Below are 12,887 nucleotides of genomic sequence, written 5' to 3'. Positions count from 1 at the left end.
ATGATACAGACTGAATCACGTTTGACTGTTGCAGACAACAGTGGCGCAAAGGAAGCTCTTTGCATCCATGTACTTGGTGGTACAGGTCGTCGTTACGCGTCGGTAGGTGACATCATCGTAGTGTCGGTGAAGAATGTCATCCCCTCGTCTGACGTAAAGAAGGGTACTGTATCAAAGGCTGTCGTTGTACGCACAAAGAAAGAGGTGCGTCGCCCCGACGGTTCTTATATCCGCTTCGATGACAACGCGTGTGTGTTGTTGAACAACGCAGGCGAGCTTCGCGGAACTCGTATCTTCGGACCGGTTGCCCGCGAACTCCGCGCTACCAACATGAAGATTGTTTCACTCGCCCCCGAAGTACTTTAATCCATAGTAAAAGAAGTAAACCACAATGAGCAAATTAAATATTAAAAAGGGCGATACAGTTTATGTGCTCTCAGGCGAGGACCGCGGCAAGACCGGCCGCGTGCTCACCGTGCAGGTAAGCAAAGATCGCGCTATCGTTGAAGGTATCAACATGGTATCTAAGAGTACCAAGCCAAATGCTAAGCATCCCCAGGGCGGAATCATCAAGATTGAAGCTCCGGTGCATATTTCCAATCTCGCGCTTCTCGACCCCAAGACCGGCAAGCCCTGCCGTGTCGGCCGTCGCAAGAACGAGGAAGGAAAGTCAGTACGTTATTCTAAAAAATCAGGAGAGGAGATTAAGTAATGAGCACAGCGACACTTAAGAAAGACTATAAGGAGCGCATTGTCCCCGCTCTTGAGAAGGAGTTTAACTACTCGACAGTAATGCAGGTGCCCCGCCTTGAGAAGATTGTCATCAATCAGGGCCTCGGCGCTGCAACTCAGGACAAGAAGATTATCGAGACTGCAATCAACGAGCTTACAGCCATCACCGGCCAGAAGGCGGTTGCAACTCTTTCAAAGAAGGATATCTCTAACTTCAAGGTGCGTAAGAAGAATCCTATCGGCGCACGCGTGACTCTGCGTCGCGAGAAGATGTATGAGTTCCTTGAGCGTCTTATCCGCGTTGCTCTTCCCCGTATCCGCGACTTCAAGGGTATCGAGAGCAAGCTTGACGGCCGTGGCAACTATACCCTCGGTATCACCGAGCAGATTATCTTCCCTGAGATTAACATCGATTCAATCTCGAAGATGATGGGTATGAACATCACTTTCGTGACTACCGCCAAGACTGACGAGGAAGGATATGCTCTTTTGAAGCAATTTGGTCTACCGTTCAAGAACGCTAAAAACAACTAAGATATACTATGGCTAAAGAATCAATGAAGGCTCGTGAAGTTAAGAGAGCCAAGCTCGTAGCGAAGTATGCCGAGAAGAAGGCAGCCCTCAAGGCTGCCGGCGACTACGAAGGCCTCCAGAAACTTCCCAAGAATGCTTCTTCAGTGCGTCTGCACAACCGTTGCAGCATCACTGGACGCCCGAAGGGTTACATGCGTCAGTTTGGCATTTCACGTATACAGTTCCGTGAAATGGCATCTGCCGGACTTATCCCCGGAGTTAAGAAAGCAAGCTGGTAAAAAAATCACGAGATCCAGATAAACGCGAGTATTAAATATTGTTCGGATAATCCCGAATCAATTTAAACAAATCAATAAAATGACTGATCCAATAGCAGATTATTTAACAAGATTGAGGAACGCAATCAAGGCTCAGCACAGAGTAGTAGAGATTCCTGCCTCAAACTTGAAAAAAGAAATCACCAAGATTCTTTTTGAACAGGGCTACATCCTTAACTATAAGTTTGTAGATGGTGAAAATCCCGCAGGCATCATCAAGATTGCCTTGAAGTATGATCCGGTCGACAAGGTAAACGCTATCAAGAGCTTGAAGCGTGTTTCACGTCCCGGTCTTCGTCAGTATACCGGCTACAAAGATATGCCGAGAGTTTTGAACGGGTTAGGTATTGCCATACTTTCTACCTCAAAGGGTGTCATGACCAATAAGAAGGCTCGTGAGCTCAAGGTAGGCGGTGAGGTATTGTGTTATGTTTACTAATAATAGGAGGAAACAGCAATGTCAAGAATAGGTAAAGCCCCCATTGAAATCCCTGCAGGCGTGACTGTCACTGTAAACGGTGACGTAGTTACTGTTAAGGGCCCGAAAGGTGAACTCTCACAGAAAATCAATCCTGAACTTACAATAAAGGTTGAAGACGGACATGTGACTCTCACCCGTCCTTCTGATGACCGCGAGCATCGTGCGCAGCACGGTCTCTACCGTGCCTTGATCCACAACATGGTTGTCGGTGTATCTCAGGGCTACCGCAAGGAGATGGAGCTCGTCGGTGTAGGTTATCGTGCTACTTCTGAAGGTCAGGTGCTTGAGCTGTCACTCGGATTTTCCCACGCTATATTTATCAAGCTTCCCAAGGAAGTCAAGGTTGAAGCGAAGACCGAGCGTAACAAGAACCCTCTTATTATTCTCGAAAGCGATGACAAGCAGCTGCTTGGTCAGGTATGTGCCAAGATCCGCTCGCTCCGCAAGCCTGAGCCTTACAAGGGTAAGGGTATCAAGTTTGTCGGTGAGGTAATCCGTCGCAAGTCTGGTAAATCGGCAGGTGCTAAATAATTAAAGTAGACAGAATCATGATATCCAAGATACAAAGAAGAAATAAAATCAAGACACGTATCCGTGGTAAAGTGTCTGGCACCGCCGCTCGTCCCCGTATGACGGTGTTCCGCAGCAACAAGCAGATTTATGTACAGGTGATCGACGACCTTGCCGGCAACACAATCGTTGCCTGCTCTTCAAAGGGTCTCGAAGGCGGCACCAAGACTGAGGTTGCCGCAAAGGTTGGCAAGGCTATCGCTGAGAAGGCGCTTGCTGCCGGCATCACTGAGGTAGTTTTCGACCGTAATGGCTATCTGTTCCATGGTCGTGTTAAATCATTGGCTGACGCGGCTCGCGAAGGCGGACTTAAATTTTAAGAATCATGGCAAATAAGAATAATAGAGTTAAATCTACCAACGACCTTGAGCTCAAGGATCGTCTCGTTGCCATCAACCGCGTTACCAAGGTTACAAAGGGTGGTCGTACATTCACTTTCGCCGCTATCGTTGTAGTAGGTAACGAAAACGGTATTGTTGGCTGGGGTCTCGGAAAGGCAAATGAAGTTACAGCTGCCATCGCAAAGGGCGTTGAAGCTGCTAAGAAGAACCTTATCCGTGTTCCGGTTCACAAAGGCACTATCCCTCACGAGCAGGAGGCAAAGTTTGGCGGTTCACGCGTAATCCTCAAGCCTGCTTCTCACGGTACCGGAGTAAAGGCCGGTGGTGCGATGCGTGCTGTGCTTGAGAGTGTAGGCGTTACCGACGTGCTTGCCAAGTCTAAGGGTTCATCCAACCCTCACAACCTTGTGAAGGCGACTATCGAGGCTCTCGGTGAGATGCGTAGCCCGCTTCAAGTGGCACAGAATCGTGGCGTTTCGCTCGAAAAAGTGTATAACGGTTAAATCAACTTGAACAATGGCAAAAATTAAAATAACTCAGATTAAGAGCCGTATCAATGCGCCTAAGGTTCAGAAACTGACTCTTGACGCGCTTGGCTTGAAGAAAATGCATCATTCGGTGGTTAAGGAAGACACCCCCGACGTGATGGGAATGGTTAACCGTGTTCGTCACCTCGTAGAAGTGACCAACGCATAATTCAGGACTTTAAGTTATGGAATTAAATACTATCCAGCCCGCCGTAGGGTCAAATAAGAAGAAAAAGCGTATTGGTCGTGGTCCCGGTTCCGGTAAGGGAGGTACATCTACCCGCGGACACAAGGGTGCCAAGTCTCGTTCAGGCTATTCTCGCAAGATTGGTTTTGAAGGTGGTCAGATGCCGCTTCAGCGCCGTCTTCCGAAGTTTGGCTTCAAGAACATCAACCGTGTAGAGTACAAGGCTATCAATGTAGGTGACCTTGAAACTCTCGCAGCAGCGAAGGGTCTTGAGAAGATCGGTCTTGAAGAACTCCGCGCAGCCGGTTTCATCTCACGCAAGCAATTGGTCAAGATTCTTGCTACCGGAACTATCACACGTGCAATCGCTGTTGAAGCTAATGCTTTCTCAGAAGCCGCTCAGAAGGCTATCGAGGCAGCCGGTGGTTCAATTGCTAAAGTTTAATTATAATGAGATTTGTTCAAACCATCAAAAACATTTGGACAATCGAAGAGCTCCGCAAGCGTCTCCTCGTGACATTCCTTCTGGTATTCGTTTACCGGTTGGGATGTTACGTGGTGCTTCCGGGTATCCACCCCGATGATCTTGATGCATTGGCAAAGTTCACTTCGGGAAGCGGTCTTATGCAGCTCCTCGATATGTTCTCGGGTGGTGCGTTCTCACAGGCGTCGATTTTCGCGCTTGGTATCATGCCTTACATTACTGCATCGATCGTGATACAGCTGCTCGGCATGGTGCTCCCCTCGTTCCAGAAGATGCAGCGGGAAGGAGAGAGCGGTCGCCAGAAGTTAAATCAGTATACCCGTTACCTTACAGTGATTATCCTGTTGCTTCAGGGTCCTGCCTATCTGATGAACCTGCAATATCAGGTGAATGGTGCCGGCGGTCACGCGTCAATGGGTTTCTGGACCATCCTTTACCTCACAGTCATTCTTGCTGCTGGCTCCATGTTTATCATGTGGCTCGGTGAGCGTATAACTGACCGTGGTATCGGTAACGGTATTTCTTTCATTATCCTTGTGGGTATTATCGCCCGTCTGCCGCAGGCTCTGTATTATGAATTTGTCAGCCGTCTCCCCGGTTCTACCGGCTCTGAGGGCGGACTTGTCATGTTTATCGTCGAGCTTGTGTTGCTGTTTGCAGTTACCGTAGGTGCCGTGCTTCTTGTACAGGGTACACGTAAGGTGCCCGTGCAGTATGCTAAGCGCATTGTCGGCAACAAGCAGTATGGCGGCGCACGTCAGTATATCCCGTTGAAGGTAAACGCCGCCGGTGTGATGCCGATTATCTTTGCCCAGGCTATCATGTTTATCCCTATCACTCTTGCAGGATTCGGAGCCAAGGAAAACTCGATTTTTGTCAAGTTCTCCGACATAAATGGTCTGGCATATAATATCACATACTTCATCCTTATTGTCGCATTCACATATTTCTATACTGCAATCACGGTACGTCCTACCGAGATGGCTGACAATATGAAGCGCAACAATGGATTTATCCCCGGCGTTAAGCCCGGCAAGAAGACTGTCGAGTATCTTGACTCGATCATGTCGAGAATCACTTTGCCAGGCTCGCTTTTCCTCGGTATTGTGGCTGTAATGCCTGCATTTGCACGTCTGTTTGGCGTAAGCCAGAATTTTGCACAGTTCTTCGGTGGAACATCGCTGCTCATCCTTGTCGGTGTAGTGCTTGACACTCTCCAGCAGATTGAGTCACATCTTATGATGCACCACTACGATGGTCTCATGAAGGATGGCAAGATTAAGGGTCGTACAACCGGCAGTGCTTATTGATTAAGTTGAATTTTTGATATTTATCATCAATAAATGATCTATCTCAAGACATCGGAAGAAATAGCGCTTATGCGCGAAGCCTGTAATCTCGTGAGTCGCACACTTGGTGAAGTTGCCAAGTGGGTGACTCCCGGTGTTACGACATTTAGACTTGACACCATTGCCCGTGAGTTCATCCAGGACAATGGAGGCAAGCCTGCGTGTCTTGGCTATGGCGGCTTTCCCGGTACTCTGTGTATTGAGGTCAACGAGGTAGTGGTTCATGGCTTCCCTTCCAATTACGCTCTCCGTGAAGGCGACATCGTTGGTCTTGACTGTGTGGTCGAGCTTAACGGCTACAACGGTGACCAGTGTTACACATTCCCGGTAGGGGAGGTTGCGCCTGAAGTGCTCGCTCTCATGAAGACGACCAAGGAGTCGCTTTACAAGGGCATCGCGGCATGTAAGGAGGGAAACAGAATAGGCGATATAGCCAACGCGGTGCAGACTTACTGCGAGCGCCACGGCTATTCTATCGTGAGAGAGATGTGTGGACATGGTATCGGTAAGAGCATGCATGAAGACCCCGAGGTGCCTAACTACGGACGCAAGGGCATGGGTGCGATTATCAAAAATGGCATGTGTCTCGCAATCGAGCCTATGGTAAATCTTGGCAAGCGAAACATCGTGATCGGAAAGGACGGATGGACATGCCGCACTCGTGACGGCAAGCCTTCGGCTCATTACGAACACACAGTGGCTGTCATAGGAGGAGAAACAGAGATCCTTACCACCTTTGACTATGTGGATCAGGTATTAGGTAATAAAGCAATTTAAACTTATTTTATGGCAAAACAGGCTGCAATCGAACAAGACGGTACTATAGTGGAGGCGTTGAGCAACGCAATGTTCCGTGTGGAACTTGAAAACGGACACGAAATCACTGCTCACATCTCCGGAAAGATGCGCATGCATTATATCCGTATTCTTCCCGGCGACAAGGTGAGAGTGGAGATGTCTCCCTATGACTTGTCAAAGGGCAGAATTGCATTTAGATACAAATAATAAGAAAAAAACAATAAGATATGAAAGTAAGAGCCTCAATTAAGAAGCGTACTCCCGACAGCAAAATCGTGCGTCGCAAGGGTCGCCTTTACGTGATTAATAAGAAAAATCCGAAGTATAAACAGCGCCAAGGATAATTTTTAGTATTTTTGCAGAAAATTTAGTCAATCAATATGGCAGTTAGAATCGTGGGAGTGGATCTCCCCCAAAACAAAAGAGGTGAAATCGCCTTGACTTATATATTCGGCATCGGACGTAGCGCCGCTAACTCTATCCTTGAGAAAGCCGGAGTTGACAAAAACATCAAAGTTAAAGACTGGACCGACGCTCAGGCTGCCGCTGTCCGTGAGGTAATCGGTGCCAACTACAAGGTAGAGGGTGACCTCCGCAGCGAAATCCAGCTCAACATCAAGCGTCTGATGGACATCGGTTGCTACCGTGGTATCCGTCACCGTATCGGTCTGCCCGTGCGTGGTCAGAGCACAAAGAACAATGCACGTACTCGCAAGGGTCGCAAGAAAACAGTTGCTAACAAGAAGAAAGCTACAAAATAATAAATTAGTATGGCAAAAAAGACAGTCGCAGCAAAGAAGAGAAATGTCAAGGTTGACGCAAACGGTCAGCTTCATGTACACTCGTCTTTCAACAACATTATCGTGTGCCTGGCAAATTCGGAGGGTCAAGTCATCTCCTGGTCAAGCGCAGGTAAGATGGGCTTCCGTGGCTCAAAGAAGAACACCCCCTATGCAGCCCAGATGGCGGCACAGGATTGCGCAAAGGTCGCTTACGACCTCGGTCTGCGCAAAGTGAAAGCCTATGTTAAAGGCCCCGGCAACGGCCGTGAGTCAGCTATCCGTACAATCCACGGTGCAGGAATCGAAGTGACCGAGATTATCGACGTTACTCCGCTGCCCCACAACGGATGCCGTCCTCCCAAGCGTCGTCGCGTATAATAAGATCTTTATTTAAAGTTACTTTCACTTATCTATCAACTGAGGCTTTTGATTGTGAAGCGGCATTGAATGTGAATAGACCACAATTTTTATCACCTCTCTGTGGTCGCGGCTGCACTAAGATGACGAACCATAGTCAATCCCAAAATTTAAGATTTTACAAAAATGGCTAGATATACCGGTCCTAAAACAAAGATCGCTCGTAAGTTTGGCGAGCCTATCTTCGGTGCTGACAAAGTTCTTGCTAAGAAGAACTATCCCCCGGGACAGCACGGCGTAAACAAGCGTCGCAAGTCTTCGGAGTATGGCGTTCAGCTCCGCGAAAAGCAGAAAGCTAAATACACTTACGGTGTACTCGAAAAGCAGTTCCACAATCTTTTTGATCGTGCGTCTCGCACTAAGGGTATCACCGGTGAGGTGCTTCTCCAGCTTCTCGAATCACGCCTTGACAACATCGTTTATCGTCTTGGCATCGCTCCTACACGCGCAGCTGCCCGTCAGCTCGTGCTTCACCGTCACATCACTGTCAACGGCGGCGTTGTTAACATCGCTTCCTATCATGTACAGCCCGGTGATGTAATCGGTGTACGTGAGCGTTCCAAGTCTCTTGAAGTAATCGCCGACGCGCTTGCCGGATTTAACCACAGCAAGTATCCCTGGCTTGAATGGGATGAGTCAGCTAAGGCCGGCAAGATGCTTCATGTGCCTACACGCGAGGATATCCCCGAAAACATCAAGGAGCAGCTTATCGTTGAGTTGTATTCTAAATAATCATTTTAACACGTAGATCCATGGCTATTTTAGCATTTCAGAAACCTGACAAAGTTGTCATGTTGGAAGCCGATAATTTTTTCGGTAAATTCGAGTTCAAGCCATTGGAGCCCGGATATGGTATAACTGTAGGTAACGCGCTCCGCCGCATCCTGCTCTCTTCTCTTGAAGGCTATGCCATATCTTCGATTCGCATCGATGGCGTAAAGCATGAGTTCGACACAATCCCCGGTGTTAAGGAAGATGTCACCAATATCATCCTTAACCTCAAGAAGGTTGACCTCAAGCAAGTTGTCGAAGATGCCGAAACTGAGAAGGCTACAATCACAGTGTCAGGTCAGGAGGTGTTCAAGGCCGGTGACATAGGCAAGGTTCTTACCGGATTTGAGGTTCTCAATCCCGACCAGGTCATTTGTCATTTGGATCCCGGTGCAAGTTTTCAGCTTGACATCACTATCAACAAAGGTCGCGGTTGGGTTCCCGCCGAGGAAAATGCCAATCCCGCCGATGCTATCGACGTAATCGCTATCGACTCGATTTACACGCCGATTAAGAATGTGAAGTACACTGTTGAAAACTTCCGCGTCGACCAAAAGACCGACTACGAAAAATTGATTATTGAGATAACTACCAACGGCTCTATCCTCCCCAAGGATGCTCTTAAAGAAGCCGCAAAGATTCTTATCTACCACTTTATGCTCTTCTCTGACGAGAAGATCACCCTCGAGACTACCGAGACCGATAGCAACGAGGAATTTGACGAAGAAGTTCTGCGCATGCGCCAGCTTCTCAAGTCTAAGCTAGTGGACATGGATCTTTCCGTGCGTGCACTCAACTGCCTCAAGAGCGCCGAGGTCGAGACTCTTGGCGAGTTGGTAGTGTTCAACAAGACTGACCTCTTGAAATTCCGTAACTTCGGTAAGAAGTCGCTCACTGAGCTTGACGAGCTTCTTGCTAATCTTAACCTGTCGTTCGGAATGGATATTTCAAAGTATAAATTAGATAAAGAGTAATAAACGATGAGACATAATAAAAAATTCAACCATCTTGGCCGCAAGAAGGCTCACCGCGATGCCTTGCTCGCTAACATGACTATCTCGCTCATCATGCACAAGCGTATTTTCACCACGCTTGCAAAGGCTAAAGCTCTACGCATGTATGCCGAGCCGCTGATCAACCGCGCTAAGGAGGACAACACTCCTAACCGCCGTCTTGTATTCAGCCACCTTCAGAACAAGTATGCTGTCACTGAGCTTTTCCGCGAGGTAGCACAGAAGATAGCTGAGCGCAACGGCGGCTACACCCGCATTATCAAGACCGGCAACCGTCTTGGTGACAACGCGCAGACTTGCTTCATCGAGCTCGTTGACTACGATGAAAACATGATGAAGGATACAGCTGCCAAGAAGACAACCCGCACCCGTCGCTCTCGCAAGAGCAGCGCCGAGAAGGCTGCCCCCGCTGCAGAAGCTCCTGCAACCGAGGCTCCCGCAAGCGAGGCTCCCGCAGCTGAGTAATATCTTTAAGATACTTTTACCTTACATGCCGCCACTGGAAAAACTATCCGGTGGCGGCATTTTGCTTTGTTCAGAAAGTATTGTCACGGCGTGTCGATTAAGAAAGCGGCTATTTCTCCGCGTCGGCGTGATATTATTGACTTTATGATTTTTATTAACTGTTTTTGTTAATGACAGAGCAAATTTTTTTTGTATCTTTGTCAGCAATTAAATGACCAAAATTTATACACTGCATAATTTTTATTAGAAACATTATGAAAATTGAAAAAATCATTGGACGTGAGGTCCTTGACTCTCGTGGTAACCCCACTGTAGAAGTAGATGTAGTTCTTGAATCAGGCGCTTTCGGCCGTGCTTCTGTTCCCTCCGGTGCATCTACCGGCGAAAACGAGGCTCTTGAGCTTCGTGACGGTGACAAGAGCCGTTACATGGGTAAGGGTGTGACCAAGGCTGTTGCTAATGTAAACGGTCCTATCGCACAGGCACTCGTTGGCATGTCAGCTCTTGACCAGATTAAGATTGACGAGACTATGCTTGCTCTCGATGGCACTGAGACCAAGTCTAACCTTGGTGCTAACGCTATCCTCGGTGTGTCGCTCGCAGTTGCCAAGGCTGCTGCCGACTATCTTGACCTCCCGCTCTACAAATATATCGGCGGATGCAACTCTTACGTTCTTCCCGTTCCGATGATGAACATCATCAACGGTGGCGCTCACTCTGACGCTCCCATCTGCTTCCAGGAGTTCATGATCCGTCCTATTGGTGCATGCTGCTTCAAGGAAGGTATCCGCATGGGTACTGAGGTGTTCCACAACCTCAAGAAGGTGCTTCACGACCGTGGCCTCTCTACTGCAGTAGGTGACGAGGGTGGTTTCGCTCCCGCGCTTGACGGAACTGAGGACGCTCTTAACGTAATCATCAAGGCTATCGAGCTTGCAGGTTATGTTCCCGGAAAGGATGTCACCATCGGTCTTGACTGCGCTTCTTCTGAGTTCTACAAGGACGGTGTTTACGACTATACCTGGAAGCAGGGTGCCGATGCTCCCAAGCTGACTTCTCAGCAGCAGGCTGAATACCTCAAGACTCTCGTTGAGAAATATCCTATCGACTCTATCGAGGATGGTATGGACCAGAACGACTGGGAAGGCTGGAAGATTCTTACCGACCTTATCGGCAATCGTTGCCAGCTCGTTGGTGACGACCTCTTCGTTACTAACGTTAAGTACCTCAAGAAGGGTATCGAGCTTGGTTGCGCTAACTCTATCCTTGTTAAGGTTAACCAGATCGGTTCTCTTACCGAAACCCTCCGCGCTGTTGAGCTCGCTCAGCGTAACGGCTACACCGCTGTCATCTCTCACCGTTCAGGCGAGACTGAAGACGCTACTATCGCTGACATCGCTGTCGCTACCAACGCCGGACAGATTAAGACCGGTTCTGCAAGCCGTTCTGACCGTATGGCTAAGTACAACCAGCTTCTCCGCATCCAGGAAGAGCTCGGCGACGCAGCTGAATATGGTTATGGCAAGCGCACCAAGATGCCCCAGGCATAATAGTTCATTGAACAATAATAAAAAAAGTTGCCGACCTTCGGGTCAGCAACTTTTTTTATTTTAAAGCGCTCCTGCGTGGCTCACTCGTTAAGACGCAGGATTCTGATGCCGGTGGCGGTGCGGTTGCGTCTTACGTATTCTGACAGCGGCATCTTGTCTATGATTACCTTTCCGGCGGCTGAAGAGGCGTGCATCAGTTTTGGAGTCCCGTCTTCGATGACAATTATTCCCATGTGCTGTACGTCGAGCCCCGGGGTTTTAGTCGTGATGAGCACTATGTCACCTTCGCGAAGCTGGGCCGTGATGTCCTTCATTGTTAGTTTCGGCGCCTTTATATAAGGAAAACGGTGGTTGCGATATCCCAGCTCCGTATTGCGTATGCGGTCATAGCTTATCGAATCGGAGAGGGCGGGATACTTATCCCTGTTACGGCTTATAAAGTCAAGCGATTTCACCTGATGTTCGCTGCCGGCAAGCGAGCCGGTCACTTCCTTGAAATTCCCGCGGTGTACATTGTCCACAATCCAGTCGCTCGGATAGTGAAGGCGCGACCCGAAGTCTTTCTGTTCGCCTGAACGGTAGCGGAGCCGCTCAAGATTATATGCGAAATCACGCCACGATGTCCTTCCTTCACCTATTGTATATGCGAGAGCCATCACCGTTTCCACGTATGTTGTGCAGTCCATCTCCTCCATGTTTATGGTAAGCCGTTCGCCCTCGTCGCTTTCAAGCGTCCCTGCAACATATGGTGTCCCGAGAAATTCTTTACCTATATATGCCACTCTCGCTTCCGGGGACATGCCCTCGGTGGCGGCAGTCGCTTCAATAAGCAATGCGCCTATTTTTGTTGTGTCGGCATTTTCATCATGAAACCTTATGTCATGCAGGTTGGCACAATTGCATGTAACAGCGGTTGTGATAAAAAATCCGGTTAAAAAGTGTTTAATCATAATTATTGCTTTACGATAATAACAAAGATACGAAAATAGCACCACATACCCAAATTTAAATCAACTTGGTGGGGAATACCGATTGTTGTGATTTTTTGCTGTAAAAATCTTTTATTGATAAGTTATTGTAAATTAGCGAAATATTAAAAATGGCGAAAAATATTATGAAAAAACTTCCTGGAATATTTGGAAGTTTCGGAAAAGGTGCATAACTTTGCACTCGCTTTTGGGAAAGCAACGAAATGCAAAAGAGTTTGCAGCTGATGAAAAATCGGAACTGAAATTAAAAAGATGTTAAAAATTTTGCTAGTTCAAAAATTTGACATAACTTTGCAAAACCTTTCCGCTAATAAATTTAGCAACGAAAGCGCAAGAACATTGAAATGATTAAATAGACAAGAAACAGTACAAGAGCATTAATGAAATAATGCCTCAAGTCAATTCAAGTCCAAATAAGTCGAGCGACGAGTCGGGGGCTTCGTATACAGTATAAAAACAAACTAAGTTAAATACAAACAACGGAGAGTTTGATCCTGGCTCAGGATGAACGCTAGCGACAGGCCTAACACATGCAAGTCGAGGGGCAGCGGGGAGCTGAGCTTGCTCAGCTCTGCCGGCG

At 48.0% G+C, this 12,887-nt stretch carries 21 protein-coding genes and 1 rRNA gene; 21 read left to right on the top strand and 1 reads right to left on the bottom strand.

The features are described 5' to 3' along the window. The 20 genes from rplN (at position 1) to eno (ending at position 11,318) form a co-directional block, all read left to right on the top strand. Positions 1 to 366 (top strand): 50S ribosomal protein L14, encoded by a 366-nt coding sequence (rplN, locus tag E4T81_RS12720; protein WP_135045163.1) that lies wholly within the window; start codon positions 1 to 3, stop codon positions 364 to 366. Positions 367 to 391: 25 nt separating this feature from the next. After that, on the top strand, positions 392 to 712 hold the full coding sequence (gene rplX, locus E4T81_RS12715) for a 50S ribosomal protein L24 (RefSeq protein WP_135045160.1): 321 nt from the start codon (positions 392 to 394) through the stop codon (positions 710 to 712). Continuing rightward, positions 712 to 1,266, top strand: a complete 555-nt coding sequence (gene rplE, locus E4T81_RS12710; RefSeq protein ID WP_135045158.1) for a 50S ribosomal protein L5 — start codon at positions 712 to 714, stop codon at positions 1,264 to 1,266. The genes rplX and rplE overlap by 1 nt, the downstream gene beginning before the upstream one ends. Before the next feature lie 8 nt (positions 1,267 to 1,274). Continuing rightward, positions 1,275 to 1,544 carry a 30S ribosomal protein S14 gene (gene rpsN, locus E4T81_RS12705; protein WP_135045156.1) on the top strand — a complete coding sequence of 90 codons (270 nt, stop codon included), beginning with the start codon at positions 1,275 to 1,277 and terminating at the stop codon, positions 1,542 to 1,544. 79 nt (positions 1,545 to 1,623) lie between these two features. Next, positions 1,624 to 2,022 (top strand): 30S ribosomal protein S8, encoded by a 399-nt coding sequence (gene rpsH / locus E4T81_RS12700; protein WP_135045154.1) that lies wholly within the window; start codon positions 1,624 to 1,626, stop codon positions 2,020 to 2,022. A gap of 18 nt (positions 2,023 to 2,040) precedes the next feature. Beyond that, the gene (gene rplF / locus E4T81_RS12695) at positions 2,041 to 2,595 is read left to right on the top strand and encodes a 50S ribosomal protein L6 (RefSeq protein ID WP_135045152.1); all 555 of its coding nucleotides are present in this window, start codon (positions 2,041 to 2,043) and stop codon (positions 2,593 to 2,595) included. A 17-nt stretch (positions 2,596 to 2,612) separates the two neighbouring features. Beyond that, a complete protein-coding gene (gene rplR, locus E4T81_RS12690; RefSeq protein ID WP_135045150.1) occupies positions 2,613 to 2,954 on the top strand; it encodes a 50S ribosomal protein L18 in 342 nt (113 codons plus the stop codon). A gap of 5 nt (positions 2,955 to 2,959) precedes the next feature. Beyond that, positions 2,960 to 3,478: a 30S ribosomal protein S5 gene (gene rpsE, locus E4T81_RS12685; protein WP_135045148.1), complete on the top strand. Its 519-nt coding sequence runs from the start codon at positions 2,960 to 2,962 to the stop codon at positions 3,476 to 3,478. 13 nt (positions 3,479 to 3,491) lie between these two features. Further along, complete coding sequence (rpmD, locus tag E4T81_RS12680; RefSeq protein ID WP_135045146.1) at positions 3,492 to 3,671, top strand: 50S ribosomal protein L30; 180 nt, start codon at positions 3,492 to 3,494, stop codon at positions 3,669 to 3,671. Between the two features lie 16 nt (positions 3,672 to 3,687). Continuing rightward, positions 3,688 to 4,134: a 50S ribosomal protein L15 gene (gene rplO / locus E4T81_RS12675; RefSeq protein WP_135045144.1), complete on the top strand. Its 447-nt coding sequence runs from the start codon at positions 3,688 to 3,690 to the stop codon at positions 4,132 to 4,134. A gap of 2 nt (positions 4,135 to 4,136) precedes the next feature. Further along, on the top strand, positions 4,137 to 5,483 hold the full coding sequence (gene secY, locus E4T81_RS12670) for a preprotein translocase subunit SecY (RefSeq protein ID WP_209308200.1): 1,347 nt from the start codon (positions 4,137 to 4,139) through the stop codon (positions 5,481 to 5,483). Between the two features lie 33 nt (positions 5,484 to 5,516). Beyond that, positions 5,517 to 6,299: a type I methionyl aminopeptidase gene (gene map, locus E4T81_RS12665; RefSeq protein ID WP_135045140.1), complete on the top strand. Its 783-nt coding sequence runs from the start codon at positions 5,517 to 5,519 to the stop codon at positions 6,297 to 6,299. 9 nt (positions 6,300 to 6,308) lie between these two features. Then, positions 6,309 to 6,527, top strand: a complete 219-nt coding sequence (gene infA / locus E4T81_RS12660; protein ID WP_121699817.1) for a translation initiation factor IF-1 — start codon at positions 6,309 to 6,311, stop codon at positions 6,525 to 6,527. A gap of 20 nt (positions 6,528 to 6,547) precedes the next feature. Continuing rightward, positions 6,548 to 6,664 (top strand): type B 50S ribosomal protein L36, encoded by a 117-nt coding sequence (ykgO, locus tag E4T81_RS12655; protein ID WP_068961805.1) that lies wholly within the window; start codon positions 6,548 to 6,550, stop codon positions 6,662 to 6,664. A gap of 36 nt (positions 6,665 to 6,700) precedes the next feature. Beyond that, positions 6,701 to 7,081 (top strand): 30S ribosomal protein S13, encoded by a 381-nt coding sequence (gene rpsM, locus E4T81_RS12650; protein ID WP_135045138.1) that lies wholly within the window; start codon positions 6,701 to 6,703, stop codon positions 7,079 to 7,081. A gap of 9 nt (positions 7,082 to 7,090) precedes the next feature. Then, entirely contained in the window at positions 7,091 to 7,480 is a 390-nt protein-coding gene (gene rpsK, locus E4T81_RS12645; protein ID WP_068961807.1) for a 30S ribosomal protein S11, read from the top strand. 165 nt (positions 7,481 to 7,645) lie between these two features. Then, positions 7,646 to 8,251 carry a 30S ribosomal protein S4 gene (gene rpsD, locus E4T81_RS12640; RefSeq protein ID WP_135045135.1) on the top strand — a complete coding sequence of 202 codons (606 nt, stop codon included), beginning with the start codon at positions 7,646 to 7,648 and terminating at the stop codon, positions 8,249 to 8,251. Between the two features lie 20 nt (positions 8,252 to 8,271). After that, positions 8,272 to 9,264 carry a DNA-directed RNA polymerase subunit alpha gene (locus tag E4T81_RS12635; RefSeq protein ID WP_135045133.1) on the top strand — a complete coding sequence of 331 codons (993 nt, stop codon included), beginning with the start codon at positions 8,272 to 8,274 and terminating at the stop codon, positions 9,262 to 9,264. A 6-nt stretch (positions 9,265 to 9,270) separates the two neighbouring features. Beyond that, a complete protein-coding gene (rplQ, locus tag E4T81_RS12630) occupies positions 9,271 to 9,768 on the top strand; it encodes a 50S ribosomal protein L17 (RefSeq protein ID WP_135045131.1) in 498 nt (165 codons plus the stop codon). A gap of 254 nt (positions 9,769 to 10,022) precedes the next feature. After that, positions 10,023 to 11,318, top strand: a complete 1,296-nt coding sequence (eno, locus tag E4T81_RS12625) for a phosphopyruvate hydratase (protein WP_135045129.1) — start codon at positions 10,023 to 10,025, stop codon at positions 11,316 to 11,318. Between the two features lie 80 nt (positions 11,319 to 11,398). Here the strand turns inward: eno and E4T81_RS12620 are convergent, their stop codons facing one another. Beyond that, positions 11,399 to 12,268 carry an N-acetylmuramoyl-L-alanine amidase-like domain-containing protein gene (locus E4T81_RS12620; RefSeq protein WP_135045127.1) on the bottom strand — a complete coding sequence of 290 codons (870 nt, stop codon included), beginning with the start codon at positions 12,266 to 12,268 and terminating at the stop codon, positions 11,399 to 11,401. 515 nt (positions 12,269 to 12,783) lie between these two features. On the opposite strand from E4T81_RS12620, the gene E4T81_RS12615 reads away from it, so the two are divergent. Further along, positions 12,784 to 12,887 (top strand): 16S ribosomal RNA (locus E4T81_RS12615); the annotation flags it as partial.

Origin of the sequence: Barnesiella sp. WM24 (genome assembly GCF_004570975.1) — a bacterium.
Lineage (GTDB): Bacteria > Bacteroidota > Bacteroidia > Bacteroidales > Muribaculaceae > Muribaculum.
Note: the sequence above shows the minus strand (reverse complement) of the source record. Positions and strands in the feature narration are given on the sequence as shown.

Excerpts from the sequence above, each read along its gene's own strand:
- rplN (WP_135045163.1), top strand. The coding sequence starts at position 1 with ATGATACAGACTGAATCACGTTTGACTGTTGCAGACAACAGTGGCGCA.
- rplX (WP_135045160.1), top strand. The coding sequence starts at position 392 with ATGAGCAAATTAAATATTAAAAAGGGCGATACAGTTTATGTGCTCTCA.
- rplE (WP_135045158.1), top strand. The coding sequence starts at position 712 with ATGAGCACAGCGACACTTAAGAAAGACTATAAGGAGCGCATTGTCCCC.
- rpsN (WP_135045156.1), top strand. The coding sequence starts at position 1,275 with ATGGCTAAAGAATCAATGAAGGCTCGTGAAGTTAAGAGAGCCAAGCTC.
- rpsH (WP_135045154.1), top strand. The coding sequence starts at position 1,624 with ATGACTGATCCAATAGCAGATTATTTAACAAGATTGAGGAACGCAATC.
- rplF (WP_135045152.1), top strand. The coding sequence starts at position 2,041 with ATGTCAAGAATAGGTAAAGCCCCCATTGAAATCCCTGCAGGCGTGACT.
- rplR (WP_135045150.1), top strand. The coding sequence starts at position 2,613 with ATGATATCCAAGATACAAAGAAGAAATAAAATCAAGACACGTATCCGT.
- rpsE (WP_135045148.1), top strand. The coding sequence starts at position 2,960 with ATGGCAAATAAGAATAATAGAGTTAAATCTACCAACGACCTTGAGCTC.
- rpmD (WP_135045146.1), top strand. The coding sequence starts at position 3,492 with ATGGCAAAAATTAAAATAACTCAGATTAAGAGCCGTATCAATGCGCCT.
- rplO (WP_135045144.1), top strand. The coding sequence starts at position 3,688 with ATGGAATTAAATACTATCCAGCCCGCCGTAGGGTCAAATAAGAAGAAA.
- map (WP_135045140.1), top strand. The coding sequence starts at position 5,517 with ATGATCTATCTCAAGACATCGGAAGAAATAGCGCTTATGCGCGAAGCC.
- infA (WP_121699817.1), top strand. The coding sequence starts at position 6,309 with ATGGCAAAACAGGCTGCAATCGAACAAGACGGTACTATAGTGGAGGCG.
- ykgO (WP_068961805.1), top strand. The coding sequence starts at position 6,548 with ATGAAAGTAAGAGCCTCAATTAAGAAGCGTACTCCCGACAGCAAAATC.
- rpsM (WP_135045138.1), top strand. The coding sequence starts at position 6,701 with ATGGCAGTTAGAATCGTGGGAGTGGATCTCCCCCAAAACAAAAGAGGT.
- rpsK (WP_068961807.1), top strand. The coding sequence starts at position 7,091 with ATGGCAAAAAAGACAGTCGCAGCAAAGAAGAGAAATGTCAAGGTTGAC.
- rpsD (WP_135045135.1), top strand. The coding sequence starts at position 7,646 with ATGGCTAGATATACCGGTCCTAAAACAAAGATCGCTCGTAAGTTTGGC.
- E4T81_RS12635 (WP_135045133.1), top strand. The coding sequence starts at position 8,272 with ATGGCTATTTTAGCATTTCAGAAACCTGACAAAGTTGTCATGTTGGAA.
- rplQ (WP_135045131.1), top strand. The coding sequence starts at position 9,271 with ATGAGACATAATAAAAAATTCAACCATCTTGGCCGCAAGAAGGCTCAC.
- eno (WP_135045129.1), top strand. The coding sequence starts at position 10,023 with ATGAAAATTGAAAAAATCATTGGACGTGAGGTCCTTGACTCTCGTGGT.
- E4T81_RS12620 (WP_135045127.1), bottom strand. The coding sequence starts at position 12,268 with ATGATTAAACACTTTTTAACCGGATTTTTTATCACAACCGCTGTTACA.